We start from the raw sequence: 26,055 nt of genomic DNA on the forward strand, positions 1-26,055 counted from the left end.
TGGCGTTTGGCTACTATCGCAACCTTGCCAAAACACTGACTTCAGGCCACCACCGCGCGTAAACCCTGATCCGCCATTTCTTCCATTCGCCACCCCATGACTCCCCGCACAAGCTCTGCCGCCTGGGTGCGCGGCATCACCGACATGATGGCCGCCGAAGGCTTGCCTGCTGCCGAGTTATGCGCCGAAGCGGGCATCGATCTGGCGGCGCTGCAACTGCCACAAACCCGTGTGGACGTGGACAAGATCAGCCGCCTGTGGGAGCTGGCGGTGGCACGTTCGGGCAAGGTGGCGCTGGGGCTGTGCCCGCAGCTCACGGCGCGCTACGGCAATGTGGATGTGGTGGGCTACGCGCTGGCGTCCGGCCCCAACCTGCTGGTGGGTTTTCAGCACCTCACGCGCCATATGGCGGTGATCTCGGACTGCACCACCTTCGCGCTGGATCACGATGCACGCGGCTACTGGATCTCCATCGCGCACATCGGCGCCACCCGCCCCATTCCGCGCCAGCGTGTCGAATACGCCCTGCTCACACTGTTCACGCTGTGCTGCTGGCTCACACGCCGGGAGCTTCGCCCTCTGGCTGTGGAGCTGACCACACCACAACCCGCCGCTACCGGTGAGGCGCCCTACCATGTGGCGTTTGGCATGCTGCCCCGCTTCGGGCAGGCAGCCAACCGGTTTTTGCTGGCCGAGGCCGATCTGCGGGCCGACATCCCCACACACAACCCCAGCCTGTGGGCCCTGCACGAGCGGCTGGTAGAGACCGAACTGGACCACCTGGGCCAGTCTCTCACCAGCACACGCGTGCGCACCGAGGTAGCCCGCATCCTGCACCGGGGCGAACCCCGCCGCGAAGACGTGGCCGCGCGCCTGCACCTGACGGACCGCACGCTGCAGCGGCGCCTGCAGGCCGAATCCGTCAGTTACCAGCAGTTGCTGGACGACACCCGCTGTGAACTGGCACGCCAGTACCTCAGCGACGAGCGTCGAAGCCTGGCCGAGGTGGCCGACCTGCTGGGCTTTGCCGACCAGAGCAACCTGTTTCGGGCCTGCAAGCGCTGGTTTGGCCTCCCGCCGGGCCAGTACCGCGCGCAGGTGCTGTACCCCGAGGCCGAAGGCCAAGGCTCTACCCAGTCCGCATAGGCCGAGCCGTGGTCCAAGGCCCTGCAAGCGCCGGGGCATCCGGGGTGCGAGACAATCCACCCATGAACCTGCCCGCCGAAAGCGTGACCCCCACCGCCGATATCGGCCTGGCCTGGAAGCACGGATTTGCCGCCCTGGGACCGGACTTTTTCACCGAACTGCGCCCCACTCCGCTGCCCACCCCGCACTGGGTGGGCACCAGCACTGCCGTTGCACAGCTGATCGGCCTGGACGCTGACTGGCTGCAGCGGGACGAAGCCCTGCAAGCCTTCACCGGCAATACGCTGCTTGCAGGCTCTCGGCCCCTGGCCAGCGTCTACAGCGGCCACCAGTTCGGCGTGTGGGCCGGCCAACTGGGTGATGGCCGCGCCATCTTGCTGGGAGAAACTGCGGCGGGCCTCGAAATCCAGCTCAAGGGCGCTGGCCGCACCCCCTACTCCCGCATGGGCGACGGGCGCGCTGTGCTGCGCTCCAGCATCCGTGAATTCCTGTGCAGCGAGGCCATGCATGGCCTGGGCATTCCGACATCGCGCGCACTGTGCATCACCGGTTCGCCCGCACCCGTGCGCCGTGAAGAGGTTGAGACGGCCTCCGTAGTGACGCGGGTGGCCCCCAGCTTTGTGCGTTTTGGCCATTTCGAGCACTTTGCAGCCAACGACCTGCAAGCACAGCTCAAGACCTTGGCCGACTACGTTATCGACCGCTACTACCCCGAATCCCGGGACACCCGCGACTTCGGTGGCAACGCGTATGCCGCCCTGCTACAGGCCGTGAGCGAACGCACCGCACACCTGATGGCACGGTGGCAGGGAGTGGGCTTTTGCCATGGGGTGATGAACACCGATAACATGAGCATCCTGGGGCTGACCATTGACTACGGTCCTTTCCAGTTTCTGGACGCCTTTGTGCCCGGCCATGTGTGCAACCACAGCGACAACCAGGGCCGCTATGCCTACAACCGCCAGCCCAATGTGGCGTACTGGAACCTGTTCTGCCTGGCGCAGGCTTTGTTGCCGCTGATCGGCGACCCGGAGCTGGCAAAAGGTGCCCTGGAGTCCTACAAAACCGTCTTCCCGGAAGCGTTCATGGCCCGTATGCGCAGCAAACTGGGGCTGGCCCAGGCACGCGAGAAAGATGCAGAACTGATCGACGGCATCTTGGTGCTGCTGGCCCAGAACGCCGTGGACTACACCATCTTCTGGCGCCGCCTGTCGCACGCGGTACAGCAGAACGATTTTGGGCCAGTACGCGACCTGTTCGCCGACCGGAACGCCTTTGACGGCTGGTTGCTATCATATTCAGAGCTATTAACGCTTGAAAATAAAGCGCTGGCGGCCAATTTGATGCTAAAAACCAATCCCAAGTTCGTTTTGCGCAACCACCTGGGCGAGCAGGCCATCCGTGCCGCGAAACTTGGCGACTTCAGCGAACTCCAAACCCTGCAGCGGCTGCTGGAGCACCCCTTTGACGAGCACCCCGGGCACGACGCCTACGCAGCCTTCCCGCCCGACTGGGCCTCTTCCATCGAGATCAGCTGTTCATCATGACCTACCCCGTTCAGAAATCCGATGCCGAATGGCAAGCCATCCTCAAGGACAAGGGCGCCGAGCCCGTCGCGTTGCAGGTGACGCGCCACGCCGCCACCGAGCGGCCATTCACCGGCAAATACGAAGCCCATTGGGCCGATGGCAGCTACCACTGCATCTGCTGCGGTGCGAAACTGTTCGATTCCGTCACCAAGTTCGACGCAGGCTGCGGCTGGCCCAGCTTCTCGCAAGCCATCCCCGGCGCCATCACCGAGATCGTGGACCGCAGCCATGGCATGGTCCGCACGGAGACCGTGTGTGCACAATGCGGGGCCCACCTGGGCCATGTCTTTGAAGATGGCCCCACCCCCACCGGCCTGCGCTACTGCATGAACTCGGCCTCGCTGGATTTCGAATCCGGCAAGGACTGAGCCCCGAGACCCGCCCCCTGACCCCATGAAAATTCTGATCGACTTCTTCCCCATCCTGCTGTTCTTCGGGGCCTACAAGTTCTATGGCATCTATGTGGGCACGGCGGTGCTGATGGGTGCCACGGTCGCGCAAATGGCGCTGATCTACGCCATCGACCGGCGCCTGCAGACCATGCACAAGGTCACCCTGGTGCTGATCCTGCTGTTCGGCACGCTCACGCTGGTGCTGCAGGACGACCGCTTCATCAAGTGGAAGCCCACGGTGCTCTACGGCGCCATGTCCATCGCCCTCGCGGTGGCGGTGTGGGCCATGAAGAAGAACTTCCTCAAGATGCTGCTGGGCAGCCAGCTGACGCTGCCGGAGGGCGTGTGGCACCGGCTGAACGTCGCCTGGATCGTGTACTGCGCCTTTATGTCGGCCATCAACGCGTATGTCGTCGTCAACTTCAGCACCGAGGCCTGGGTGGATTTCAAGCTCTGGGGCTACGCCTTCCCGCTGGTCTTCCTGGTGGGCCAGGGCATCTATGTGGCGCCCCACATCAAGGGCGACGAAGGCGACGAGCCTGCTGCCTGAAGGACAACCTGCCATGACCTCCCTCGCTCAGCAAATGCACCAGACCCTGGCGGACCGTCTTACACCCACCGCCCTGGAAGTGCTTGATGAAAGTGCCGCCCATGCAGGGCACGCGGGCGCCAACGGCACCGGCTTTGGCACCCATTTTCGGGTGCGCATTTCGTCACCTTTGTTTACGGGCAAGCCCCGCGTCGCGCAGCATCGCCTTGTGTATGATGCGCTGCAAGAATTTATTGACCAAGGCGTTCACGCCCTCGCCATTGAAGTTCTCTGAACCGGCCCCCATATCCTCTGTTGCCGGAACTCAGCTGGCAAACAACCTCTCATTTTTTGGATTCCGCATGAAGAAACAGCTCCTGTCCGGCCTCGTGGCCGCTGCCGTGCTGGGCACGTTGGCCCTGCCCGTTTCCGCCCAGAATGTCGCCATCGTCAATGGCAAGGCCGTGCCAAAAGAGCGCGTTGAAGCCCTCAAGCAGCAGGTGGAACGCTCGGGCCGTCCTGTGACGCCTGACATCGAAGGCCAGATCAAGGAAGAAGTCATCACCCGCGAAATCTTCATGCAGGAAGCGCAAAAGCGCGGCCTGGAAGGCTCGGCAGACTACAAGGCACAAATGGATCTGGCCCGCCAGACCATTCTGATCCGCGAACTGTTCGCCGACTACCAGAAAAAGAACCCTGTGACCGACGCCGAGATCCAGGCTGAGTACGACAAGTTCGTGGCAGCCAACAGCGGCAAGGAATACAAGGCCAGCCACATCCTGGTGGAAAAGGAAGCGGATGCCAAGGCCATCATCGCCTCCATCAAGAAGGGCGCCAAGTTTGAAGACATCGCCAAGAAGCAGTCCAAGGACCCAGGTTCTGGCGCCAAGGGTGGCGACCTGGATTGGGCCAATCCTTCGAGCTACGTGAGCGAATTCACGGAAGCCCTGGTCAAGCTCCAAAAGGGGAAGATGACCGACGCTCCCGTGAAGAGCCAGTTCGGCTGGCACGTTATCCGCCTGGACGACGTGCGCCAAGCAGAACTGCCCAAGCTGGAAGAAGTGAAGCCCCAGGTGGCCCAGCAGCTGCAACAGCAAAAGCTGGCCAAGTTCCAGGAAGACCTGCGCGCCAAGGCCAAGGTCGAGTAACTGGCAAGGCAACTGCGCATCTGCTTTGGCAATGCACTCAAAAAACGCGGCCCAGGCCGCGTTTTTTTATGGGCGGGTGGAAAACCGCCCCACGGTGACCGGAGCGGCAGCGGGGCCTATGGGTGCAGACCCCAGAGCGGTCCCCGGCCAACTAACCCTTCGTTATCCAGGCTACCGCCATCAGCAGCCCAATCATGACCGGCTGGTGCACCATGTAATAGCTCAGGCTCCACCGCCCCAGCAGTGCCAGCGGCTGCAAGCCTTGGGGAACCCGCCACCCCAGCCAGTGGCCCCGACCCGCAGCCATGGCCCATTGGCCGGCAGCCAGCCCCCACCACAACACCCCCAACCACGGCAGCACGGGTACGTAGTCTTCGGTAAAAGGCTTGCGCGACACCAGACCCAGCCAGTTGAGCGCGCGCCCATTGAACCAGGGCGCAGCTTCAGCCCATGCACCCACCAAAAGCTGGTGCGCTACCGATGGCAACGCCACAGCCACCAACCCGGCAAACCACAGCCACCTATCCCACCCTGCGGTACACCGGGCAATGAGCAGCATCACAGCCATACCGTGCAGCACGCCAAAATGGATGAAGCTGTGGGGAAACATCACGAACGACCCCGCAGACACCAGCAGCGCGCAGCCAGCGATCTGCAACCACCGCCGACCAAACCGAGCCCACCCCTGCCCCTGGTGCAGCGCAATGGCCTGCCCCAGCCCGGCGCAGAACAGGAACAAGCTCACGATCACCGTCCGCTGCGAGGTCCAGAATGGGTCGGCGCGGAAATTCTGCGGCCAGAAGCCCAGATGGCTCAGGTCAAAGCAAAAGTGGAAGACCGTCATCCACACCATTGCCAGGCCGCGCAATGCATCTACGCTGTCATAACGTGGTGACGGCTGGAGCGAGGAGAACGGGGCAGGCGGCAAGGGAAGCGCACGGTTCATGGCAATACCAGCGGAAGGTGTCGGTGCGGACACTTGCCCGCCCTATGGGCCAGATGGTACGCAAATCCAACTCCGTCTTGCCACGCGGGTCGAACCATACATTCCAACAAGCAAAAAGAATGCGGGCAAGAAAAAAGGCCTTGCAGCATGTGCTGCAAGGCCTTCAAACATTGGTCGGAGCGGCGGGATTCGAACTCGCGACCCTCTGCTCCCAAAGCAGATGCGCTACCAGGCTGCGCTACGCTCCGACAGCTCGTATTCTAACCCGGCAATTTCCCTGTTTTTGGTTCAACGCGTGCTTTTTGTGATTTTTTTAAAAGCACGGTGCGAAGACCTGAACCGGGAAAGCACCGCCTCTGGGAGAAACAGTGCGCAGATGAAGGAACACAAGAAACCGTTTGCCCCAAGAGCCGGAACAAGCAAGCGCCAGTCCGTGTCTCCCCGGGGCCGAATATCAACGATTGCCCGAAGGGCCGGGACCGCGACCGGCCAGATGGCGGAACGTGATGCGTCCTTTGGACAAATCGTAGGGCGACATTTCCAACGACACCTTGTCACCCGCCAGAATGCGGATGTGGTGCTTGCGCATCTTGCCGCCCGTGTAGGCGATCAGTTGGTGACCGTTGTCCAGCGTCACGCGAAAGCGCGAGTCGGGAAGGACTTCCGTCACGGAGCCTTGCATTTCAATGAGTTCTTCTTTGGCCATGTTCTATCTTTTCAAAACAAATATTCTGTGATCGGCACCTGACGCTTGTGCATCCACCACGGCAGCTACGGCGTGGTCGGTGCTCGACACACGGTGCATTGCGGGCGGTGGGAGTCGCTGCACCCGGGGCGCAGATCAGGCAGAGGGCCGGGGGAGACGGCTTCAATGGACAGGCATGAGCACTGTGCAAAGCCTGTCAATTGTACCGCGATGTACCGCGTCTTGCCTATGGGGCAGCTTGCTCTTCGGTCGGCGCACGCCCGCGCACCGAGGTGGCACCCGCAGAGCCTCCCTCGTCGCGCCCTTGCACAGCTGCTGCCAACGTCCGCACAAGGTCCGTCTGTGTGATCACCCCTACCAGACGGCCCTCGCTCTCCACAATGGGAATATGGTGGTGCCCGCCCTGGGAAAACAGAGGGACGAGATCCATGGCGTGCTGCCCCACGTGGGCCACCTGGACCGGGTGCGACATGATTTCGCCCACATTCTGGGGCTGCCCCGTACGCCCCATGACCAGCATCCGTAAACGCTGCCCCAAACCTTCATGCATATCCAGGTTGGCCAGCCGCATGAAGTCCGCCACCGTCACGATACCTACCACCAGGCGTTGAGCATCCACCACGGGCAGCGCCTTGATCTGCTGGGCACGCATCAACGCCCAGGCGTCTTTAAGGGAAATCCCCGCCTCCACCGCAAACGGTGGCCTTGACATGATGTCCGAACAGCGAACCTCCCCCAGCGTCCGCTGGAAGGCTGCACGGCCCGCCAAGTGCAACAGCCCTTCCAGATCGGCACGGCTCACGTCCAGCACCTGGTTGTAGTGTGCCAACGCTGCATCCACATCCGAGGCGGTAAAAGCGCCCTGAGCAATATCGGTTCGGGCCGCCATCCGCTGAGGATGGGGGTACCGGCGCCCTGTCAGGCCGTTGTAGACCACGGCCGAGACCAAGAGAACGATCACATTGAACAGGATGGGAAATGCGGCCAGATGCCACCCGTCCCCCGCGGTCAGCACGACATACAGCGCCATTGCTCCGCCCGGTGGATGCAGGCAACGCAGGGGCACCATCAGCGCAATAGCCAACCCCACCGCAACCGCCCCTGCAAGTGCCGGGTCTGGGATGAACGCGGAGCAAACTGCGCCCACCAGCGCAGACAAAGTACTTCCTCCCAGGACCGGCCAGGGCTGGGCCAGTGGACTGGACGGCATGCCAAACACCAGGACCGCACTCGCCCCCAGCGATGCCACCATCCAGGGACCTGCGCTGCTTCCCCCTGCCCACCAGCGGCTGAGTAATCCCGTCAGCAGTACACCGATCACGGCGCCCACAATGAAGCGAAGCCTTTCGCGTCCGTCGATACCTAACGGTGCGGGCCAGAAATGGCGCAACCACCGGGCTAGACGCACCCGCATGGATTGGGAAGTGGACGATGAAGATGGGGCTGATGAAAGGGGCATGAAGCAATCGGAAACATGCGGTTTGCCCGCCTTCCGGCGAGACGGGGCGCAGCCCCTTCAAGAGCAGGCAACACCGGCCTCCAGAGTTACCCATGCCTCCATTTTGCAGGGCATTGAAGCACTCCCATCCAGAGAGCCCCCACACTCGCGGCCAAACAACCCGTCAGGGCTTTCAGAACCGTGCCTATGCTCGAAACTACTGATACCGGAGGCTCAAATAGCTGCCCACAGCAAAAATCACACGATCTATACTGCACAAAAAGCACAAAACTGCACTTTAATTCATGAACTTGGTTCTATGTCCGTCAAGCAGCCCTTGGTAAACCCATCATCGGCGAGCCTCTGCCGCCGGGCCCGGTTGCAGTCCTCGGGCACCTCGCAATGTGGGAGCCCCTTGCCCAACGGTACGGGTAACCCATAGGTATTCACCACCGAATGCTTGCAGTAAATTACTTTAAGCCTAAACAAAGGAGACAAGTCCAATGACCACCCGCCGCCTCGTCATCAGCCGTAGCGCCGCCCTCGTGGGCGCCGCATCTACAGGGCTGTTGCTGCCCTCCATCGTGCGTGCGCAAAGCGGCAAGGTGCGCGTGGGCTTCATGCTGCCCTACACCGGTACCTTTGCACAACTGGGGGTCGCCATCGAAAACGGCGTGCGCCTGGCCATAGACCAGCAGGGTGGCAAGCTCGGCGGTCGCGAGATCGAATGGTTCAAGGTGGACGACGAGTCCGAGCCCAGCAAGGGTGTCGAGAACGCGAGCAAGCTGGTGCAGCGCGACAAGGTGGATGTGCTGATTGGCACCGTGCATTCAGGTGTGCAGATGGGCATTCAGAAGGTGGCGCGCGATACGGGGGTTCTCAACCTGATTCCCAACGCCGGCGTGCATGCCGCCACGCGCGCACTGTGTGCCCCCAACGTTTTCCGTACTTCGTTCAGCAATTCCCAGCCCACGCTGGCCCTGGGCAAAGCCATGGTCGAAAAGGGCCACAAGAAGGCTGTGTGGATCACCTGGAAATACGCGGCAGGGGACGAAGCCTTCGAAGGCTTCAAGCAAAGCTACACTGCAGCCGGCGGCACCATCGTGAAGGAACTGGGTCTGCCCTTCCCCAACGTGGAATTCCAGGCGCTGCTGACCGAAATCGCCGCTCTCAAGCCCGACGCCGTGGCCTGCTTCTTCGCGGGCGGCGGTGCTGCCAAGTTCATCAAGGACTATGCGGCCGCAGGCCTCAAGGACAAGATTCCGCTGTACGGCTCGGGCTTCCTCACCGAAGGCGTGCTGGACGCTGCCGGCCCCGCTGCCGAAGGCATCATCACGACCATGCACTACAGCGACTCGCTGGACACACCGCGCAACAAGCAATTCCGCCTGGAATACGCCAAGGCCTTCCGCAGCCAGCCCGATGTGTACGCGGTACAGGGCTACGACACCGGCCTTCTGCTGGTGCAGGGCGCCAACGCCGTCAAGGGCGACCTGTCCGCCAAGGCTGCCATCATCAAGGCGATGGAAAGCGCCACCATCGACAGCCCGCGCGGCAAGTGGACGATGAGCAAGGCACACAACCCCGTGCAGGACATCTACCTGCGCCGCGTCGAGAACAAGGAAAACAAGGTGATTGGCATTGCCGCCAAGGCCCTGGCCGACAGCGGTGCCGGCTGCCGCATGGGCTGACGCGCTCACCCCACTGCCCGGGGCACGGCGCGTGCTGGACTTCGGGTCCGGTCCGCCCCGCAGCTTTGACACAATGCATTGATGGACTGCCGCCATGGCAGGCCTGTCTGCTGTGCGCCCGGACTTTGCGGCCACCTTGCCTTCCACCCAATCCTATGTCGCTCAGTACCTACCTGCTCTACCTTGCCGCAGTGGCCCTGCTGGTTCTTTCGCCCGGCCCGACGATGCTCATGTGCATGACCAATTCTCTGCAGCACGGCCCGCGCAAGGCCCTCGCCGCTGCTGCAGGCAGCGTGACGGCAGTGCTGGGCACCATGTTGCTTTCGGCCCTGGGCCTTGGCGCATTGCTGGCGGCATCGGAAACCGCCTTCTGGGTGCTCAAGGCTGCCGGCGCGGCGTATCTGATCTGGCTTGGCATCAAGACGTTTCGCAGCCAGACAACGGTGTTCGACGAGATGCCCGCAAACAGCACGCAGACCAAGGCCGTGGTGCCTGCGCGCAAGCTCTACATCCAGGGTCTGATCGTGGGCGGCAGCAACCCCAAGGCCCTGCTGTTCTTCACGGCGTTCTTCCCCCAGTTTCTGGACCCGACCGCCGCATGGGCACCGCAGTTTGCCGTGCTGGCAAGCACCTTTGTGGCTTTTGAATTCACGGTTCTCACGCTGTGTGCACTGGGTGTAGCACGGCTGGCACCCGTTTTGCGCTCTGGCGCACGCATGCGCTGGTTCAACCGCATTTCGGGCGGCCTGTTCACGTTGATGGGCACCCTTTTGCTGGCGACACGCCGCGCTACCTGATCCCCTGTCTGTTTGCCCACCATGGACTTCGCCACTTTCCTGATCCAGTTGCTCAACAGCGTGCAGTACGGGCTGCTGCTGTTCATGCTGGCCGCCGGCCTCACGCTGATTTTCGGAATCATGGGGGTGGTGAATCTGGCGCACGGCAGCTTTTACATGCTGGGGGCTTACCTGGGCTATTCGCTGTCGGGCCACTTTGGCAGCCTCACGCTGGCCATCCTGGGGGGCGCCGGGCTGGCCGTGTTGTTTGGCCTGGCGCTGGAGTGGCTGCTGTTTCGCCACTTCTACCACCGCGACCACCTGGACCAGGTGCTGCTGACCTTCGGCCTCATCTACATCTTTGAGGAACTGCGCTCCATCCTCTGGGGGGACGACGTGCACGGCGTCCCGATTCCAGCGATGCTGGACTGGTCCATTCCGCTCACCGACACCCTTTCCTACCCGGTCTACCGGCTGTTCATCTCCGGCGTCTGCATGGCGCTGGCGCTGGGCCTGTACCTGCTGATCTCCAAAACGCGGCTGGGCATGAAGATCCGCGCAGGCGCCTTCAACCGCGACATGGCCGAATCGCTGGGGGTGAACATCAAGCTGATCCACGCCATCGTCTTTGCGCTGGGCGTGGGCCTGGCGGCCGTCGCGGGCATGGTGGCCGCGCCGGTATCCAGCGTCTATCCCAACATGGGCTCGTCCGTTCTCATCATGTGTTTTGTGGTGGTGGTGATCGGCGGCATAGGTTCCGTGCGTGGCGCCCTGATCTCGGCCCTGCTTGTGGGGCTGGTGGACACCTTTGGCAAGGTGTTGCTGCCATCGATGGCCGGAATGCTGGTCTACATGCTGATGGCGGCCGTGCTGCTGTGGAAACCCGAAGGCCTGTTCAAACAATGATGACCCCGATGCTTGCCACTGTCACTTCGCGCTCTTCCCACGCCATACAAGCTTCACAGCCCGGCGCCCCCCTATGAGCACCCCCCGCGCCCATATCGAAGTGTTGCCGCGCAGCGTGCAATTCGCGCTGGCACTGGGGCTGGCTGCGCTGCTGCTGTTCCCGGTCGTCGGCAGTGATTTCTACGTGCAGATGGTCACACGCATGATGATCATGGCCATCTTCGCAATGAGCCTGGATCTGCTGCAGGGCGTGACTGGCCTGGTGTCGCTGGGCCACGCCGCCTACTTTGGGGTGGCGGGCTATGCCCTCGCCTTTCTCACACCCGCCGATACGCCGGTGAGCCTCTGGTGGTCGCTGCCCCTGGCGGTGGCGGGTGCCGGGCTGGTGGCGCTGGTCATCGGCTTCTTCGTGGTGCGCACGCACGGCATCTACTTCATCATGGTCACCATGGCGTTCGCACAGATGGTGTTCTATCTGTTCTTCGACAACAAGGTGCTGGGCGGATCGGACGGGCTGTACATCAATTTCCGGCCCGACGCCTCCATCTTTGGCTGGCTGCCGTTCGACCTTGAAGGCCGAAAGACCTTCTACTACTTCACGCTGGCGCTGGTGATCTTGGTTTACGTGCTGCTGCGCCGCCTGCTCTGGAGCCCGCTGGGCCGAGCCCTGTCGGGCATTCGCATCAACGAACATCGCATGCGCGCCATGGGTTTTGGCACGCGCGGCTACAAACTCACCGCGTTCACCGTGGCAGGTGCGCTTGCCGGGCTGGCAGGCTACCTGTGGGGCGCGCAGACAGGCTATGTGAACCCGGAGCTGATGGGCTTTCACATGAGCGCCCACGCCATCATGATGATCATCCTGGGTGGCATGGGCAATTTTGCCGGGGCCATCGTGGGCGCCTTTGCCTTTGAGTATCTCCTGCATGTGTTCAAGGACATCACCAAACACTGGCAGCTGCTGATGGGCGGTTTTATCGTGCTGGTGGTGGTGGCAGCGCCGCGTGGGCTGCTGGGCATGCTGGGGCAGCGCCGGGCCGCCAAGGCGCAGGAGGATTCTCACCATGGCTGATGCTCTGCTCTCGGCCCGCCAGCTCACCAAACGCTTCGGAGGCCTGGCCGCTGTCAACGGCGTATCGTTGGACCTGTGGCGTGGTCAGATCCATGCCGTGATCGGCCCCAACGGCGCGGGCAAGTCCACACTGACCAACCTGCTCTCGGGCGACCTTCCACCGAGCGCGGGCCAAGTGCAACTTGGCAGCACCGATGTGACCGGCTGGGCGCCCGAACGCATCTCGCGCCAGGGCCTGGGGCGCAGCTACCAAAAAACCAACATCTTTTTGCCGCTCACAGTGCATGAAAACGTGCGCCTGGCCGCGCAGTCGCGCGATGCGCAGCAGCCCTGGAACCCGCTGCGCTGGTGGCAGGACACACGTGCAAACACTATCAAAAACAGCGCTACCAACGCCCGCCTGGAAAGCGCTATTGAGCTTTCTGGCTTGAAAGACCGGCGCATGGCGATTGCCGGCGCCATGAGCCACGGCGAGCAGCGCCAGTTGGAGATCGCCATGACCTTGGCCACGGAGCCCCAGGTGCTGCTGCTCGACGAGCCCCTGGCGGGCATGGGCGTGGCCGAAGCGGAACGCATGGTCGAGCTGCTGCAGCGCCTCAAACCCGCCCACGCCATCATGCTGGTGGAGCACGATATGGATGCCGTGTTTGCGCTGGCTGACCGTCTCACGGTGATGGTCAACGGCGAGGTGATTGCGCATGGCACACCGCCCGAGGTGCGCGCCGATGCCACCGTGCAGGCGGCCTACCTCGGAGAGGACCACTGAGATGACCACTCCATGGATCGATGCCAAGGGCATCCACACCTTCTACGGCAGCAGCCACATCCTGCACGGCATTGATTTCACCGTGGGCCAGGGCGAAACCATCGGCCTCATGGGCCGCAACGGCATGGGCAAGAGCACCCTGCTCAAGTCCCTGATGGGCCTGATCAAGCCCCGCTCTGGCAGCGTGGCCGTGGCGGGCCGCGATATGACGGGCAAGCCACCCTATGAGGTGGCGCGCCTGGGCATCGCGTACGTGCCGGAAGGCCGTGGCATCTTTGGCAACCTGAGCGTGGTCGAGAACCTGCAGATGGCCGCGCGCGCCGGCACACGCGGCCAGCGCGACTGGACCTACGAGCGTGTGCTGGAGACCTTCCCGCGCCTGAAGGAGCGCCTCGGCCACGGCGGCCAGCAGCTCAGCGGGGGCGAGCAGCAGATGCTGACCATTGGCCGCGCGCTGATGACCAACCCGGATGTGCTCATCCTCGACGAGGCCACCGAAGGCCTGGCCCCGCTGATCGCCCGCGAGATCTGGCGCATCTGCAGCCTGATCAAGGACAGCGGCATCAGCAGCGTCATCGTGGACAAAAACTGGAAACACGTCACGCAGATCACCGACCGCAACATCATCCTGGTCAAGGGCCAGGTGGTGTTCGAGGGCAGCTCCGACGCATTGCACGCGCAGCCGCAACTGCTGGACCAGTACCTCGGGGTATGAGAATGCGGCCGATGGCGCCCCGCCGATAGAATCGTCCGCTTTCGTCTTCGAGGGGTTCGCCCGTGTCCGATCGCCTGGCAGTTCTGCCGCAATACCTCCTGCCCAAGCAGGCACTGACCACCCTGGCTGGCAAATTTGCGTCGGCCCAGTTGGGCGGACTGACCACCTCGGTGATCCGCCGCTTTGTGGCCCGCTACAACGTCAACATGGCCGAGGCCGCCAACCCCGACATCACCAGCTACGCATCGTTCAACGACTTCTTCACGCGTGCGTTGAAACCCGGGGCCCGCCCGCTGGCGGCGGCAGACCTGATCTGCCCCGTGGATGGCGCCATCAGCCAGTTTGGCCCCATCGCGAAGGACCAGATTTTCCAGGCCAAGGGGCACACCTATTCCACCACCGCGTTGGTGGGCGGCGATGCGGAAGCAGCAGCCCGTTTTGACAACGGCCACTTCGCCACGCTGTACCTGAGCCCGCGCGACTACCACCGGATCCACATGCCCTGCGCGGGCGAGCTGACGCGCATGGTGCATGTGCCGGGCGATCTGTTTTCGGTGAACCCGACCACGGCGCGAGGTGTGCCCGGCCTGTTCGCGCGCAATGAACGCGTGGTGTGCTTTTTTGAGTCGGCCCAGGGGCCTTTTGTGCTGGTGCTGGTAGGCGCCACCATCGTGGGCAGCATGGCCACCGTGTGGCACGGGCAGGTCAACCCGCCACGCACGGGCACGCTACGGCAGTGGGACTACGCCAAAGGTCAGGTCAGCCTGCTGCAGGGTGAAGAAATGGGCCGCTTCCTGCTCGGCTCCACGGTGGTGATGTTGTTTCCCCAGGGGCCACTGCAATTCAACCCGCAGTGGGCTCCGATGCGGGCGATTCAGCTGGGCGAGGCCATGGCACAGCGCGGGGCGGTCTGAGCGACCGCAGCCTTGCGACAGGCAAAGGGTGGTAAGCACCCTGCCCTGTGCACCAGCCCGTCAGATCCGGTCCGGGACGCGCGTCAGCTGAAAAGCGGTGGGGGCCAGTTGCAGGGTGTCAGGGTGCACGGCAGTGTCGTTGCCCACCAGATAGATCATCAGCGCATTGCGGCGGATGACCACATGGCTGACCGTTTCGCGCTGCTGCTTCCACTGGACGGAAGCGCCAGGCTTGAAATGGGGCATGTAGTAATAGGCGGTTGGATCCATGGTGTGCGGCTCCTTCCGCTTGAGTGGACCAACAGGGAGCCCCCTCAGCGGCCTGGTGCCGACCGCTGAGCCATGGTAGCACCGAACCCCCATCAACAGTGAGAGGGTTAGCTCACAAGCTTGAGCAAGCTCAAGCCTTTGATGCGGACGTGGCGAAGGCCAGCGCCGCAGTCAACATGCGCTGCAGATGGGGCTGGACAAGCGCCGCAACCTCAGGCAGATAGCCAAATGGCAAGGCCTCCTGCATGTAGCTGCACTGTGTCATTTCCAGCTGGATGGCATGCACGCCTTGCTCTGGCTGGCCGTAGTGGCGTGTGATGTGCCCGCCCTTGAAACGGCCGTTGAGTACGGCGGTGTAGCCAGTGGCTTGTTGTGCAATCGACAGCAGTTCTTGCGCCAGGGCGGGGTTGCAGCTTTCGCCATCGGCCGTGCCCAGGTTCAGGTCGGGCAGCTTGCCCTCAAAAAAGCGTGGCAGTACCGAGCGGATGGAATGCGCATCCCATAGCACCGCCACGCCATGCCGGGCCCTGATGCGGTCCAGCTCGGCACGCAGTTGTGCATGGTATGGCACCCACACCGCATCGCGCCGCGCCGCCACCTCAGCATCATCCGGCACATCCCCTTGGGCGTAGATGGGCGTGTCATCAAAGGTATCGACCGGGCACAGGCCGGTGACGCTCTGGCCGGGATACAGGCTGGTGCCGTCAGGCGGGCGGTTCAGATCGACCACATACCGCGAATGCGTGGCCACAAGAACAGAGGCACCCAAGTCTTTGGCAAAGCCATACAGCCGCTCCATATGCCAGTCGGTGTCGGGCACCTGGCGGGCCTCGTCGGTAAAGCGGGCCGCCAGCGCCGGGGGCACATAGGTGCCCGCGTGGGGCATGGACACTAGCAGTGGTGCGGTACCGGGGTAGAGAACAAAAGGTGGTGGAGAGGTATCAGTCATCACAAATCCAAAGGTATGGGTTCAATCTGGCGCGATGGTGGCGGAACGCGCGGTCACAAACGCATGGGCAGCACCATCGTGCAGTGCGTGCCGGCCAGCAGCGATGCGCCGCTGGCCCGCCACCCACACACTGTCAATGGCGGAGGTGCGGTGGCTGCCAAACACATGGGCCGACAGCATGCTGTGCGCGGGCAGATCGCGCAGCGCCACATGCTGCGCATTGAGAGCCACCAGGTCGGCCTGCTGCCCCACTGCGATGCCGCCAATGGCGCGCCCTGCGGCCTGCGACCCGCCTGCAACGGCCTGCAAGGTCATGGCCGTCGCAACCTCGGGTTGCGCTGCATTGGCAAGCACATTGCGCTGGCGCAGCGACAGGCGCTGGCCGTATTCGAGCATCAGCAGTTCCTCGGCCGCGTTCACGCAGGCATGGCTGTCAGAGCCCACGCCCCAATGGCCGCCGTGCTGCAGCCACAGCGGCATGTCGAAGATGCCGTCGCCCAGGTTGGCTTCCGTGGTGGGGCAGATGCCAGCCACAGCACCCGTGCGGGCAGCATCGGCGTATTCCTGCGGCGTCATGTGCGTGGCATGCACCAGGCACCAGCGCTCATTCACTGGCGCGTGCTCCAGCAGCCACTGCACAGGGCGCTGGCCGCTCCAGGCAATGCAGTCATCCACCTCCTGCGTCTGCTCAGCAATGTGGATGTGGATAGGGGCCTCGGGGTTGAGCGCCGTGAGGCCCTGCACCGCAGCGGCCAGGCTGTCGGGCGGCACTGCACGCAGCGAGTGCGGTGCAAGACCCAAAACAGCCCCTTGCGCCTGTGCAGCGGGCGTGAGCCGCTCCAATAATGAGAGCATGTTATCCGTGCTGCGGATGAACCGGGCCTGGTCTGCACGCGGCGGCTTGGCGCCAAACCCGCTGGTCTGGTACAGAACCGGCAGCAGCGTGATGCCCATGCCCGCGTTGCGCGCTGCGCGCAGCAATGCCTGCGACAGCGTGGCATCGTCGGCATACGGTGTGCCATCCTGGTCGTGGTGCACGTAATGGAACTCGCACACCGACGTGTAGCCTGCCTCCAGCATCTCCACATACAGCCAGGTGGCGATGGCCTCCAGAGACTCGGGCGTGATGCGTGCGGCAAAGCAGTACATCAGGTTGCGCCAGCTCCAGAAGCTGTCCTGACTTTCCCCCCTGTACTCGGTGAGGCCCGCAAACGCGCGCTGGAAGGCGTGCGAATGCAGGTTGGGCATACCAGGCAGCACAGGCCCTGGGGCCACGGGAGTGCCCTGTGGCACAACGGCATCCGGTGCGACGGTGCAAAGGCGCCCAGCCTCATCCCATTGCAGCAGTACATTGCGCGCCCAGCCGGTGGGCAGCAGGGCGTTCGGGGCAAACAGCTCATTCATTGATCACGCTCCAGAAGGGTAGGCGCTGCGCCAGAAGGCTTCCAGTGCTTCGCAAAAAGCCTGCGGCGCCTCGTCAGGCCACATATGGGTGGCCTGAGGCACCACCAGATGGCGCACCTGCGGCACGGCACGCGCCGCAGCGCTGGCGACTTCGCCAAAGACGGGGCGTGTGTCACCGCCCTGGGCAATGCACACAGGCAGCGTGATGGCCGCCAGGTCGGTGGCAGACAGCGGCAGCGGCGGCGTCTGCGACATGATGCGCGGCAGCGTGTGCGCGTTGTCCAGTTGCACGGCGCGCCGCTCTGCAGGCTGGCGGTCAAAGTACCCCGGCGACTGGCCCGAGGCATCCATGAGGATGCGGGTAGCAGCGGCCAAATCACTCCGCAACACGGCCTCGGCCAACGGGCCGTACATGAGCTGTGCATCGGCCTGAAAGCGTGCCAGCGCTTCCGGCTCCTGCAGATAGGTAGGAAAGCCTGGCTCGTACACGAACACGCTGCGCAGCCGCGTGGCGTGGTGCCGCGCCATGTACAAAGCGGCATGTGCTGAATACGACCAGGCCACCAGATGCACCGGGCCCTGGCCCCATGCGTCGATGGCCTGCACGAGGTCGTCCAGATGCGTGGCCAGCCCAAAGGGCGGGCCATCGTCGGGCCAAGCCTCCGTACCAAAGTAGCGCAGCGTGACGGCCAGTGTGTTCCAGCGCGCAGCCAGATGGATCTGGTGGGCCGACCACATCCGCGCATCGGCCAGCGCACCGTGCACCAGCAGCACGGGCGCCCCCTGCCCTTGCTGGCGCCCGTGCATGGGGCCCAAGCGCAGCTCCGATACAGCCATGCTCATGCCTCACTCCTTGCCCTTGCAATACGCCCTTGCCGCACGATGGTGCAGTCGGGCTTTTGGCCCAACCAGTAGGCCAGCTCGGCCGCCTCGCCCACAGACCACAGCACAAAATTGGCGGGCCTGCCAGAAGCGATGAGGCCGTGAGAATCTTGCAAGCCCAGCGCGCGCGCGGCATGGGTGGTGATACCAGCCAGCGCCTCGGGCACCGTCAGGCGGAACAGCGTGCAGGCCATGTTGGCCATGAGCAGCAAGCTGAGCGCTGGCGATGTGCCCGGGTTGTGGTCGGTGGACACCGCCATGGGCACGCCGGCTTCCCGCAGCTGCGCAATGGGCGGCAGGTGCGTGTCGCGCAGCGTGTAGTAGGCACCGGGCAGCAGCACGGCCACGGTCCCTGCGGCCTTCATGGCAGCGATGCCGTCGGCCGAAAGGTGCTCGATGTGGTCGCACGACAGCGCGCCGTAGCGTGCTGCCAGCGCCGAGCCGCCCATGTCCGACAGCTGCTCGGCATGCAGCTTGACGGGAATGCCCAGCTTTTGCGCAGCCTGGAAGACTTGGCTTGTCTCGGCCAGCGTGAAGGCGATGCGTTCGCAGAACACATCCACCGCATCCACCAGGCCCTCGGCGGCCAGTGCGGGCAGCATCTCCTTGCAGACCAGATCGACATAGGCCTGGCTACGGCCTGCGTACTCGGGCGGCAGCGCGTGCGCGCCCAAAAAGGTGGTGCGCACCGTCACGCCAAACGCCTCGCCCAGACGGCGGGCCACGCGCAATTGCTTGCGTTCGTTCTCCAAGGCCAGGCCGTAGCCGGACTTGATCTCGATGGCGCATACGCCTTCGGCCAGCAGGGCCTGCAGGCGCGGCGCAGCCTGGTCAAAGAGTTCGTCTTCGGTGGCAACGCGCGTGGCCTTCACCGACGACACAATGCCCCCACCCGCCTTGGCCACTTCTTCATAGGTGGCACCGGCCAGGCGCATGGCGAATTCGTTGGCACGCTGGCCACCATAGACCAGGTGCGTGTGGCAGTCCACCAGCCCGGGGGTGGCGAGCGCGCCCCGCGCATTATGGCGCGGCAATGCCTGGTAGGCGGCAGGCAACTGCGCCTCGGGCCCCACCCAGGCCATCTGGCCTTGCTGCACCACCACGCAGGCGGGCTGGCCCTCGGGCACGGGCACATCGGCCACCCACAGGCCGGGCGCGGGTTTCAGGTTCTGCCACACGCCATCGGCGTTCTGGCTGGCGGCCCATCCGTTGTGGTGACTGGGGTTGTCCTTGTTTTGCATCTGCCTGCCCACCCGTGGGCTCCGTGTTGAATGCTATATAAATAATAGCTACCAGCGCTTATCCATCAAGCGGTGGCGGCCATTTTTATTCAAATTTTGGGGGCTGCACCGCGCTGCAAGGCGATCCAGACCAGTGCGGGCGCATCGGCGTCGGCCCCCGCATGCAGCGGCTCCAGTTGGCCCGGCGTTGCACCACCCTCGCCCGCCCACCAAAAGCCCTGCCCTGCCGCCAGCCCGCGCGGCCCGGCGCCCTGCGCCACCCATTGCCAATCGCCCTGCAGCACCAGGCACAGGCCTGCGGGCGTGTCGCCGGGCGACTGCGCATCGCTTACCACCTGCAGCGGGCCCTGCCACAGGCCCCGCCGTTGCATGAGGTTGAAGTCCTTGGAAGTGCCGCCCAGCATGGCGCCATCCACCGCGTCATCGCCCGAAAAAGCAAACGGCTTCCAGCGCTGCTCCAGCCGGTGCTCCCAGCCCGGGCTGCGCAGGTGCAAGCCGTCACCGGCCAGCAGCATGATCTGGCGGTCGATGGCCGGGAAGACCGAGAACGGCCCGGGCCGGTCCACCGTCGCGAGGCTCACGCGCCACTCGAAGCTGTTCATGTCCGCGCCGGGGGGCCAGCAGGCCAGCTCCTGCGTGCTGCCACCGCCGTTTTTCCAGGGCATGCTGGGCGTGGTTGCCAGATCAAAAAATTGCATTGCCATCGGTGTCGTTGTCGTTGTTGTCGTCGTGTTCATCAATCAGGATGTTGCGGTGGTCGGCTCTGCACCCGTGACCAGCAGCGGGAACAGCGGATGGTCCATCTCCGCGCCAGCGGGCAACTCATCGGCCAGGCCCGGAAACTCGGGCGAGGTTTTCCAGGGCCGCGGCGCGTGGCGCGTGTCGTCGCCCAAAAACCTCACCGAGAACACGCGGCGCCGGTTGCTCCCTTCCACCCCACCCGCCGCATGCAGCGTGAGCATATGAAAGCACACCACATCGCCGGGCTCGATTTCCCAGCCGACGATGGGAAAAGCATCGCGGTTGGCCTCAACATTGGGCAGGTCCTGCAGGCTGCCTTCGGGGAACCACTTCGCCTGGTTGTCCATGAAGGTGCGCGGCATGAGCCATGGGCCCTTGTGTGAACCCGCCACAAATTCGAGCGTGGCCGCACGCGACACCGGGTCCACCGGTATCCACATGCTGATGTTCTGCATGCCGTCGATGTTGTAGTACGGCTGGTCCTGGTGCCACGGCGTACGCTGGCGCGTGCCAGGTTCCTTCACCAGCAGGTGATCGTGGTACAGGCGCACCGTGCGCGACTGCATCAGACGCTGCGCGGCGAGCGCCAGCGGAGTTTCGCGCACAAAGCGGCCGAACTGCGGAATGTCCTGCCAGTTGCAGAAGTCCTCGAAGAAACGGCCTGGGTCATCGGGACGACTGGCCACCTTGGCCCGAGGGCTGGGTGCGGCCAGGTTGGCATCGATGCCATCGCGCAGCAGTGCCACCTCATCGCGCGTGAGCAACTGCTTGATGCAGATGGCGCCGTCGCGGTCAAAACGCGCAATGTCGTCTGCGGTCAGGCGCTCCTGCAAGCGCTGCTGAAAGCGTGCTGGCAAGGGTGTGTCCAAAGCAGATGAAGGCTGGGGCATCGGGGTTGTCTCCTTGATTGTTATTGACCATGGTGCACCACGCCGCTCCCAGCCTCAGGCCTCAGGCGCGCGTGAGCACGGCTTGCAGGAAAGAGCGCGTGCGCTCCTGCGTCGGGTTGGTGAAGATGGTGGCAGGTTCACCGGACTCGATGATCCCGCCGCCGTCCATCACCACCACCACGTCGCCCACCTCGCGTGCAAAGTCCATTTCGTGCGTGACCACCATCATGGTCATGCCTTCGCTGGCCAGCAGCTTCATGACCTGCAGCACCTCGCCCACCAGCTCGGGGTCCAGCGCTGAGGTGGGCTCGTCGAACAGCATCACGCGCGGCTCCATGGCCAGCGCGCGGGCAATGGCCACACGCTGCTTCTGTCCGCCCGACAGGCTGGCGGGCATGGCCGTGGCTTTGTGCGCCAGGCCCACCTTGGCCAGCAGGGCCTGGGCACGCTCCTCGGCCTCCTTGCGCGACAGGCCGTGCAGCTTGCGTGGGCCCAGCGTCACGTTGTCAAGCACCGACAGATGCGGGAACAGGTTGAACGACTGGAACACCATGCCCACCTCCTCGCGCAGCGCGTTGAGGTCATGGTCGGGCAACATGCGGCCGTCTTGCACCAGTGTGCGGCCACAAATCTCGACCGTGCCGCCTTCGGGCTGCTCCAGGCCGTTGCAGCAGCGCAAAAAAGTGCTCTTGCCCGAGCCGCTGGGCCCGATGACCACCACCACCTGCGACGGCAGCACATCAAAGTCGATGCCATTCAGCACCACGTGGCTGCCAAACGACTTGCGCAGTCCGCGAATGCGCACGATGGGCTCGGCGGACGGGCTTGCTCCGGTCATCACAGAATTTTTCTTCATTGCACCATCCCCCCGGCACGCAGGCGCAGCTCCATGCGGCGCAGCACCAACGAAGTGACACCCGTGAGGATGAAATACACCACCGCAATTGCCAGGTACACCTCCAGCGAACGGTACGACACGCTGATGATCTTCTGCCCTTCGTGCATCAGGTCGTGGATGGTGAGAAGCGACACCAGCGCCGAGTTCTTGATCAGCGCGATGAACTCATTGCCCAGCGGCGGAATCATGCGCACCACGGCCTGTGGCAGCACCACGGTGCGCATGGCCAAGCCCGAAGACATGCCGATGGAACGCGCGGCCTCCATCTGCCCCTTGTCGATGGACTGGATGGCGCCGCGCACCACCTCGGACACATAGGCGCCCGAGTAGATGCCCAGGCCGATCACGCCACACACGAAGGCAGGCAGGAGGATGCCAAACTGAGGCAGGCCAAAGAACAGGATGAACAGCTGCACCAGCAGCGGCGTGCCCCGGATGGCGGCCACGTAGGCGGTGCACAGGGCGTAGACCACGCGGCGCTTGGGGTTCAGGCGGCCAATGCCCACCAGCAGGCCCATGACGCAGCCCAGCAGCAGCGAGGCGGCCGTGATTTCCACAGTGACCAGCGCACCCGCCAGCAACTGGGGCAACCCGGCCCAGACAGGAGAAAAATCGAGTTCCATGGCTCAGTTCGGCAACGTGTGGCTGCGGTTTACTTGGCAGCGCTGTTGTTGAACCACTTCTTGACGATGGCCGCATAGGTGCCGTCTGCCTTGAGCTTGGTGATGGCACCGTTGACGGCCTTCGTCAGCTCGGGCGTGTCCTTGCGCAGGGCCATGCCGTACTCTTCGGTGGTGAGCTGCTCGTCGAGCACGCGCAGGCCAGGACGGGTGCGCACATACTGGAAGGCGGCAGGCTTGCCGGTCACAGCGGCATCAGCGCGGCCGATGTCCACCAAGTTGAACATCTCCTGGTTCTTTTCGACCTCGACACGCTGCACCTTGGGGAATTTTTCGGTCAGGTACGACACCGACTTGGTACCCACCTGCACGCTGACCTTTTTGCCGTCCAGGTCGGCGAGCTTGTTGATGGCCTTGTTGTCGGCCTTCACCATCACCACCAGGCCACCGGCGTAGTAGGAGTCGGTGAAGTCAACCACCTTCTTGCGCTCGTCGGTGATGTAGATGGCCGATACCGCCATGTCAAAACGCTTGGATATCAGGCCGGGGATCAGGCCCTTGAAGTCGATGTCCACCCATTCGACCTGCTTGCCCATGGTCTTGGCAATGGCCTCCACCAGCTCGATGTCAAAGCCCGTGCGTTTGCCGTTCTCGACAAACTCCATGGGTGGGAACGTGGCATCGGTGCCCACACGCAGGACGTTGTCCTGGGCCTGTGCACCCGTGGTGCAAAAGGCGGCGGCGGCCAGGCTGGCCAAAAGAAGGTTGCGACGAAGTTTCATGGGGAAAGCTCCTGGGGAGGGGTGAGGGAAATCAGGGAGAAATGAGCTGGCGGGAGATGCGCGCCGCGGCGACGACGGCCATGCCGGTGAGTGCGGCCTCCTGCCCCTGGGCTCGCAAGATCGGGGCCATCAGGGTGATGGCCCCGGCCGCCTGCCGGGGAGAGCCGAACACCGGCACGCTGACGCCCCAGACACCGGCATCCACCTCGCCGGAGCTGACGGCATAGCCCGCCTTGGCAATGGCCTCCAGCTCGGTCAGCGCCACCTGGCGCTCAGCAGTGTCTGCGCCGTAGTGCAGGTCCAGAATGGCATTGCGCGTGGCCGGGGCCACATGGGCGAGCAGGCACTTGGCGGAGGCACCCGCGCGCAGCGGCACGCTGCGCCCTTTTTCAAACGAGCAGCGCAGGGCCTGCGTGCTGTCCACCATGTCCAGGCACACCACGCTGTCATTCACGGCCACCACCAGCCCCACGCTTTCGTGGGACTGCCGGGCCAGGGCCTGCATGTCCGGCCGCGCGTGGTGCACCAGGTGCGACGCCATGTCAAAGCCCAGGGCCAGTTGCAGGCTCAGCGGCCCGGGCGCGTAGTGCCCGCTGCTCTCCAGCACAAAGCCCCACTGCTTGAGCCGCGCCAACTGGCGGTACAGCGTGCTGCGCGCCAGGCCCGTGGCCTCCATCAACTCGGCCGCCGACATGGGCTGCCCATGTTGCGCCAGCACCGCCAGCACGTGCAGAACACGGTCGGCGGCGGCAACGGAGGTTGGTCCACGGGTGGGCATGGACTCAGTATCAAAGGATTGCAGCGGCATTCAAACCCAACATTCCCAACGACTGGGAATGCAGTTCCCTTTTTTCACATTCCTGTCATTCCCTCCCTCGCCCCTTCACTTCACCATGGGCAGCTTCAGGCCCTGCTTCTTGGCCGTCTCCACGGCCAGTTCATAGCCAGCATCGGCATGGCGCATCACGCCGCTGCCGCAGTCGTTGACCAGCACGCGCGCCAGGCGCTCGGCCGCGTCATCGGTTCCGTCGGCCACGATGACCATGCCCGAGTGCTGCGAGTAGCCCATGCCCACGCCGCCGCCGTGGTGCAGGCTGACCCAGGTGGCGCCACCCGAGGTGTTGAGCAGCGCGTTGAGCAGCGGCCAGTCGCTCACGGCGTCGGTGCCGTCCTTCATGCCTTCGGTCTCGCGGTTGGGGCTGGCCACGCTGCCGGTGTCCAGGTGGTCACGGCCGATCACGATGGGTGCCTTGAGTTCGCCGTTCTTCACCATCTCGTTGAAGGCCAGGCCCGCAATGTGGCGCTCGCCCAGGCCCAGCCAGCAGATGCGCGCGGGCAGGCCCTGGAAGGCAATGCGCTCGCCCGCCATGTCGAGCCAGCGGTGCACGTGCTTGTTCTCGGGGAACAGCTCCTTGATCTTGGCGTCGGTCTTGCGGATGTCTTCCGGGTCGCCGGAGAGCGCCACCCAACGGAACGGGCCCTTGCCTTCGCAGAACAGCGGGCGGATGTACGCGGGCACAAAGCCGGGGAAGTCGAATGCGTCCTTCACGCCTTCGTCAAACGCCACCTGGCGGATGTTGTTGCCGTAGTCCACCACCGGAATGCCCACGTGCTGGAAGTCGAGCATGGCCTGTACATGCACGGCGCAGGACTTGGCAGCGGCCTTCTTCAGCACCTCATGCTGGGTCACGTCCTGCTGCGCGGCACGCCACTGCGCCACCGTCCAGCCTGCGGGCAAGTAGCCGTTGACGAGGTCGTGGGCCGAAGTTTGATCGGTCACCAGGTCGGGCTTCAAGCCACCGGCCTTGGCGCGGCGCACCAGCTCGGGCAGAATTTCTGCGGCATTGCCCAGCAGCGCAATCGACACCGCCTCTTTGGCTGCGGTGTGCTGCTGGATCAGCTCAAACGCATGGTCGATGTCGCGCGCCTGCTTGTCCACGTAGCGCGTGCGCAAACGGAAGTCGATGCTGCTTTGCTGGCATTCAATGTTGAGCGACACCGCTCCCGCAAACGTGGCCGCGAGCGGCTGTGCACCGCCCATGCCGCCCAGGCCTGCGGTCAGGATCCACTTGCCTTCGAGTGACCCGCCATAGTGCTTGCGGCCCGCCTCGGCAAAGGTTTCGTACGTGCCCTGGACGATGCCCTGCGTGCCGATGTAGATCCAGCTGCCTGCCGTCATCTGGCCGTACATGAACAGGCCCTTCTGGTCCAGCTCGCTGAAGTGCTCCCAGTTGGCCCACTTGGGCACGAGGTTGGAGTTGGCCAGCAGCACGCGCGGTGCGTTGGCGTGGGTCTTGAACACGCCCACGGGCTTGCCGGACTGGATGAGCAGGGTCTCGTCGTCGTTCAGGTCCTTGAGCGAGGCGAGGATCTGGTCATAGCACTCCCAGTTGCGTGCAGCGCGGCCGATGCCGCCGTACACCACCAGGTCCTGCGGGCGCTCGGCCACTTCGGCGTCCAGGTTGTTCTGGATCATGCGATAGGCCGCTTCGGTGAGCCAGCTCTTGCAGGTGAGCTGGCTGCCACGCGGCGCGCGGATCACGCGGCTGGCGTCGTGGCGGGGGTCGGTGTTGGAGGCGGCGGCGATGATGGCGTCGTTGGCATTCATGGTGGGCTCCTGAGAATCAGTGGGTGTGCGTAAAAA

At 64.0% G+C, this 26,055-nt stretch carries 28 protein-coding genes and 1 tRNA gene; 13 read left to right on the plus strand and 16 right to left on the minus strand.

The features are described 5' to 3' along the window. Positions 1–96 precede the first annotated feature (96 nt). From AC2YJX_RS03110 to AC2YJX_RS03135, 6 genes are all read left to right on the plus strand, one after another. Positions 97–1,146 carry an AraC family transcriptional regulator gene (locus AC2YJX_RS03110; RefSeq protein WP_487255247.1) on the plus strand — a complete coding sequence of 350 codons (1,050 nt, stop codon included), beginning with the start codon at positions 97–99 and terminating at the stop codon, positions 1,144–1,146. Between the two features lie 62 nt (positions 1,147–1,208). Further along, on the plus strand, positions 1,209–2,693 hold the full coding sequence (locus AC2YJX_RS03115) for a protein adenylyltransferase SelO (protein WP_487255248.1): 1,485 nt from the start codon (positions 1,209–1,211) through the stop codon (positions 2,691–2,693). After that, positions 2,690–3,103 (plus strand): peptide-methionine (R)-S-oxide reductase MsrB, encoded by a 414-nt coding sequence (msrB, locus tag AC2YJX_RS03120; RefSeq protein WP_055394045.1) that lies wholly within the window; start codon positions 2,690–2,692, stop codon positions 3,101–3,103. The genes AC2YJX_RS03115 and msrB overlap by 4 nt, the downstream gene beginning before the upstream one ends. A 25-nt stretch (positions 3,104–3,128) precedes the next feature. Beyond that, positions 3,129–3,677, plus strand: a complete 549-nt coding sequence (locus AC2YJX_RS03125) for a septation protein A (protein ID WP_306555014.1) — start codon at positions 3,129–3,131, stop codon at positions 3,675–3,677. 13 nt (positions 3,678–3,690) lie between these two features. After that, positions 3,691–3,951, plus strand: a complete 261-nt coding sequence (locus AC2YJX_RS03130; protein ID WP_055394049.1) for a BolA family protein — start codon at positions 3,691–3,693, stop codon at positions 3,949–3,951. Positions 3,952–4,018: 67 nt separating this feature from the next. Then, the gene (locus AC2YJX_RS03135) at positions 4,019–4,804 is read left to right on the plus strand and encodes a peptidylprolyl isomerase (RefSeq protein WP_055394051.1); all 786 of its coding nucleotides are present in this window, start codon (positions 4,019–4,021) and stop codon (positions 4,802–4,804) included. Positions 4,805–4,955: 151 nt separating this feature from the next. On the opposite strand, the gene AC2YJX_RS03140 is transcribed toward AC2YJX_RS03135, so the two are convergent. The 4 genes from AC2YJX_RS03140 to AC2YJX_RS03155 form a co-directional block, all read right to left on the minus strand. Then, the gene (locus AC2YJX_RS03140) at positions 4,956–5,750 is read right to left on the minus strand and encodes an acetyltransferase domain-containing protein (RefSeq protein WP_487255249.1); all 795 of its coding nucleotides are present in this window, start codon (positions 5,748–5,750) and stop codon (positions 4,956–4,958) included. Positions 5,751–5,921: 171 nt separating this feature from the next. Continuing rightward, a tRNA-Pro gene (locus tag AC2YJX_RS03145) sits at positions 5,922–5,998 on the minus strand. A gap of 206 nt (positions 5,999–6,204) precedes the next feature. Further along, positions 6,205–6,456 (minus strand): translation initiation factor IF-1, encoded by a 252-nt coding sequence (infA, locus tag AC2YJX_RS03150; protein ID WP_010465645.1) that lies wholly within the window; start codon positions 6,454–6,456, stop codon positions 6,205–6,207. Positions 6,457–6,682: 226 nt separating this feature from the next. Further along, complete coding sequence (locus AC2YJX_RS03155; RefSeq protein WP_487255250.1) at positions 6,683–7,915, minus strand: HPP family protein; 1,233 nt, start codon at positions 7,913–7,915, stop codon at positions 6,683–6,685. A 482-nt stretch (positions 7,916–8,397) separates the two neighbouring features. Between AC2YJX_RS03155 and AC2YJX_RS03160 the strand changes: the two genes are divergently transcribed. The 7 genes from AC2YJX_RS03160 (at position 8,398) to asd (ending at position 14,734) form a co-directional block, all read left to right on the plus strand. Next, entirely contained in the window at positions 8,398–9,585 is a 1,188-nt protein-coding gene (locus AC2YJX_RS03160) for an ABC transporter substrate-binding protein (RefSeq protein WP_055394056.1), read from the plus strand. Positions 9,586–9,740: 155 nt separating this feature from the next. Then, positions 9,741–10,382, plus strand: coding sequence for a LysE family translocator (locus AC2YJX_RS03165; protein WP_055394059.1), 642 nt, complete (start codon positions 9,741–9,743; stop codon positions 10,380–10,382). Positions 10,383–10,403: 21 nt separating this feature from the next. Continuing rightward, the gene (locus tag AC2YJX_RS03170; protein WP_055394231.1) at positions 10,404–11,267 is read left to right on the plus strand and encodes a branched-chain amino acid ABC transporter permease; all 864 of its coding nucleotides are present in this window, start codon (positions 10,404–10,406) and stop codon (positions 11,265–11,267) included. A 73-nt stretch (positions 11,268–11,340) separates the two neighbouring features. After that, a complete protein-coding gene (locus AC2YJX_RS03175; RefSeq protein ID WP_055394060.1) occupies positions 11,341–12,339 on the plus strand; it encodes a branched-chain amino acid ABC transporter permease in 999 nt (332 codons plus the stop codon). Further along, positions 12,332–13,105: an ABC transporter ATP-binding protein gene (locus tag AC2YJX_RS03180; protein ID WP_055394062.1), complete on the plus strand. Its 774-nt coding sequence runs from the start codon at positions 12,332–12,334 to the stop codon at positions 13,103–13,105. Before AC2YJX_RS03175 ends, AC2YJX_RS03180 begins: the two co-directional genes overlap by 8 nt. Position 13,106: 1 nt before the next feature. After that, positions 13,107–13,820: an ABC transporter ATP-binding protein gene (locus tag AC2YJX_RS03185; protein ID WP_055394064.1), complete on the plus strand. Its 714-nt coding sequence runs from the start codon at positions 13,107–13,109 to the stop codon at positions 13,818–13,820. Between the two features lie 62 nt (positions 13,821–13,882). Then, positions 13,883–14,734: an archaetidylserine decarboxylase gene (gene asd, locus AC2YJX_RS03190; protein WP_487255251.1), complete on the plus strand. Its 852-nt coding sequence runs from the start codon at positions 13,883–13,885 to the stop codon at positions 14,732–14,734. Between the two features lie 60 nt (positions 14,735–14,794). Here the strand turns inward: asd and AC2YJX_RS03195 are convergent, their stop codons facing one another. The 12 genes from AC2YJX_RS03195 to hutU form a co-directional block, all read right to left on the minus strand. Then, complete coding sequence (locus AC2YJX_RS03195) at positions 14,795–15,004, minus strand: hypothetical protein (protein ID WP_055394068.1); 210 nt, start codon at positions 15,002–15,004, stop codon at positions 14,795–14,797. A 130-nt stretch (positions 15,005–15,134) separates the two neighbouring features. Further along, positions 15,135–15,953: an N-formylglutamate deformylase gene (hutG, locus tag AC2YJX_RS03200; RefSeq protein WP_431149508.1), complete on the minus strand. Its 819-nt coding sequence runs from the start codon at positions 15,951–15,953 to the stop codon at positions 15,135–15,137. Positions 15,954–15,974: 21 nt separating this feature from the next. Beyond that, positions 15,975–17,357: a formimidoylglutamate deiminase gene (locus tag AC2YJX_RS03205; protein WP_431149509.1), complete on the minus strand. Its 1,383-nt coding sequence runs from the start codon at positions 17,355–17,357 to the stop codon at positions 15,975–15,977. Between the two features lie 3 nt (positions 17,358–17,360). Then, the gene (locus AC2YJX_RS03210; RefSeq protein WP_431149511.1) at positions 17,361–18,200 is read right to left on the minus strand and encodes an alpha/beta fold hydrolase; all 840 of its coding nucleotides are present in this window, start codon (positions 18,198–18,200) and stop codon (positions 17,361–17,363) included. Further along, complete coding sequence (gene hutI, locus AC2YJX_RS03215; RefSeq protein WP_487255252.1) at positions 18,197–19,480, minus strand: imidazolonepropionase; 1,284 nt, start codon at positions 19,478–19,480, stop codon at positions 18,197–18,199. Before hutI ends, AC2YJX_RS03210 begins: the two co-directional genes overlap by 4 nt. An 89-nt stretch (positions 19,481–19,569) precedes the next feature. After that, a complete protein-coding gene (locus AC2YJX_RS03220; protein WP_487255253.1) occupies positions 19,570–20,184 on the minus strand; it encodes a HutD/Ves family protein in 615 nt (204 codons plus the stop codon). 36 nt (positions 20,185–20,220) lie between these two features. Further along, positions 20,221–21,111, minus strand: coding sequence for a phytanoyl-CoA dioxygenase family protein (locus AC2YJX_RS03225; RefSeq protein ID WP_487255254.1), 891 nt, complete (start codon positions 21,109–21,111; stop codon positions 20,221–20,223). 61 nt (positions 21,112–21,172) lie between these two features. Then, the gene (locus AC2YJX_RS03230) at positions 21,173–21,967 is read right to left on the minus strand and encodes an amino acid ABC transporter ATP-binding protein (RefSeq protein WP_487255255.1); all 795 of its coding nucleotides are present in this window, start codon (positions 21,965–21,967) and stop codon (positions 21,173–21,175) included. Continuing rightward, complete coding sequence (locus tag AC2YJX_RS03235; RefSeq protein WP_010465675.1) at positions 21,964–22,632, minus strand: amino acid ABC transporter permease; 669 nt, start codon at positions 22,630–22,632, stop codon at positions 21,964–21,966. Before AC2YJX_RS03235 ends, AC2YJX_RS03230 begins: the two co-directional genes overlap by 4 nt. A 29-nt stretch (positions 22,633–22,661) precedes the next feature. Continuing rightward, positions 22,662–23,411, minus strand: coding sequence for a glutamine ABC transporter substrate-binding protein (locus tag AC2YJX_RS03240; RefSeq protein ID WP_487255256.1), 750 nt, complete (start codon positions 23,409–23,411; stop codon positions 22,662–22,664). Positions 23,412–23,442: 31 nt separating this feature from the next. Beyond that, positions 23,443–24,189 carry an IclR family transcriptional regulator gene (locus AC2YJX_RS03245; RefSeq protein WP_487255257.1) on the minus strand — a complete coding sequence of 249 codons (747 nt, stop codon included), beginning with the start codon at positions 24,187–24,189 and terminating at the stop codon, positions 23,443–23,445. A 105-nt stretch (positions 24,190–24,294) separates the two neighbouring features. Continuing rightward, complete coding sequence (gene hutU, locus AC2YJX_RS03250; RefSeq protein ID WP_487255258.1) at positions 24,295–26,019, minus strand: urocanate hydratase; 1,725 nt, start codon at positions 26,017–26,019, stop codon at positions 24,295–24,297. Positions 26,020–26,055 lie beyond the last annotated feature (36 nt).

The organism is Acidovorax sp. SRI_002 (genome assembly GCF_057586455.1).

Excerpts from the sequence above, each read along its gene's own strand:
- AC2YJX_RS03110 (WP_487255247.1), top strand. The coding sequence starts at position 97 with ATGACTCCCCGCACAAGCTCTGCCGCCTGGGTGCGCGGCATCACCGAC.
- AC2YJX_RS03115 (WP_487255248.1), top strand. The coding sequence starts at position 1,209 with ATGAACCTGCCCGCCGAAAGCGTGACCCCCACCGCCGATATCGGCCTG.
- msrB (WP_055394045.1), top strand. The coding sequence starts at position 2,690 with ATGACCTACCCCGTTCAGAAATCCGATGCCGAATGGCAAGCCATCCTC.
- AC2YJX_RS03125 (WP_306555014.1), top strand. The coding sequence starts at position 3,129 with ATGAAAATTCTGATCGACTTCTTCCCCATCCTGCTGTTCTTCGGGGCC.
- AC2YJX_RS03130 (WP_055394049.1), top strand. The coding sequence starts at position 3,691 with ATGACCTCCCTCGCTCAGCAAATGCACCAGACCCTGGCGGACCGTCTT.
- AC2YJX_RS03135 (WP_055394051.1), top strand. The coding sequence starts at position 4,019 with ATGAAGAAACAGCTCCTGTCCGGCCTCGTGGCCGCTGCCGTGCTGGGC.
- AC2YJX_RS03140 (WP_487255249.1), bottom strand. The coding sequence starts at position 5,750 with ATGAACCGTGCGCTTCCCTTGCCGCCTGCCCCGTTCTCCTCGCTCCAG.
- infA (WP_010465645.1), bottom strand. The coding sequence starts at position 6,456 with ATGGCCAAAGAAGAACTCATTGAAATGCAAGGCTCCGTGACGGAAGTC.
- AC2YJX_RS03155 (WP_487255250.1), bottom strand. The coding sequence starts at position 7,915 with ATGCCCCTTTCATCAGCCCCATCTTCATCGTCCACTTCCCAATCCATG.
- AC2YJX_RS03160 (WP_055394056.1), top strand. The coding sequence starts at position 8,398 with ATGACCACCCGCCGCCTCGTCATCAGCCGTAGCGCCGCCCTCGTGGGC.
- AC2YJX_RS03165 (WP_055394059.1), top strand. The coding sequence starts at position 9,741 with ATGTCGCTCAGTACCTACCTGCTCTACCTTGCCGCAGTGGCCCTGCTG.
- AC2YJX_RS03170 (WP_055394231.1), top strand. The coding sequence starts at position 10,404 with ATGGACTTCGCCACTTTCCTGATCCAGTTGCTCAACAGCGTGCAGTAC.
- AC2YJX_RS03175 (WP_055394060.1), top strand. The coding sequence starts at position 11,341 with ATGAGCACCCCCCGCGCCCATATCGAAGTGTTGCCGCGCAGCGTGCAA.
- AC2YJX_RS03180 (WP_055394062.1), top strand. The coding sequence starts at position 12,332 with ATGGCTGATGCTCTGCTCTCGGCCCGCCAGCTCACCAAACGCTTCGGA.
- AC2YJX_RS03185 (WP_055394064.1), top strand. The coding sequence starts at position 13,107 with ATGACCACTCCATGGATCGATGCCAAGGGCATCCACACCTTCTACGGC.
- AC2YJX_RS03195 (WP_055394068.1), bottom strand. The coding sequence starts at position 15,004 with ATGGATCCAACCGCCTATTACTACATGCCCCATTTCAAGCCTGGCGCT.
- hutG (WP_431149508.1), bottom strand. The coding sequence starts at position 15,953 with ATGACTGATACCTCTCCACCACCTTTTGTTCTCTACCCCGGTACCGCA.
- AC2YJX_RS03205 (WP_431149509.1), bottom strand. The coding sequence starts at position 17,357 with ATGAATGAGCTGTTTGCCCCGAACGCCCTGCTGCCCACCGGCTGGGCG.
- AC2YJX_RS03210 (WP_431149511.1), bottom strand. The coding sequence starts at position 18,200 with ATGAGCATGGCTGTATCGGAGCTGCGCTTGGGCCCCATGCACGGGCGC.
- hutI (WP_487255252.1), bottom strand. The coding sequence starts at position 19,480 with ATGCAAAACAAGGACAACCCCAGTCACCACAACGGATGGGCCGCCAGC.
- AC2YJX_RS03220 (WP_487255253.1), bottom strand. The coding sequence starts at position 20,184 with ATGGCAATGCAATTTTTTGATCTGGCAACCACGCCCAGCATGCCCTGG.
- AC2YJX_RS03225 (WP_487255254.1), bottom strand. The coding sequence starts at position 21,111 with ATGCCCCAGCCTTCATCTGCTTTGGACACACCCTTGCCAGCACGCTTT.
- AC2YJX_RS03230 (WP_487255255.1), bottom strand. The coding sequence starts at position 21,967 with ATGAAGAAAAATTCTGTGATGACCGGAGCAAGCCCGTCCGCCGAGCCC.
- AC2YJX_RS03235 (WP_010465675.1), bottom strand. The coding sequence starts at position 22,632 with ATGGAACTCGATTTTTCTCCTGTCTGGGCCGGGTTGCCCCAGTTGCTG.
- AC2YJX_RS03240 (WP_487255256.1), bottom strand. The coding sequence starts at position 23,411 with ATGAAACTTCGTCGCAACCTTCTTTTGGCCAGCCTGGCCGCCGCCGCC.
- AC2YJX_RS03245 (WP_487255257.1), bottom strand. The coding sequence starts at position 24,189 with ATGCCCACCCGTGGACCAACCTCCGTTGCCGCCGCCGACCGTGTTCTG.
- hutU (WP_487255258.1), bottom strand. The coding sequence starts at position 26,019 with ATGAATGCCAACGACGCCATCATCGCCGCCGCCTCCAACACCGACCCC.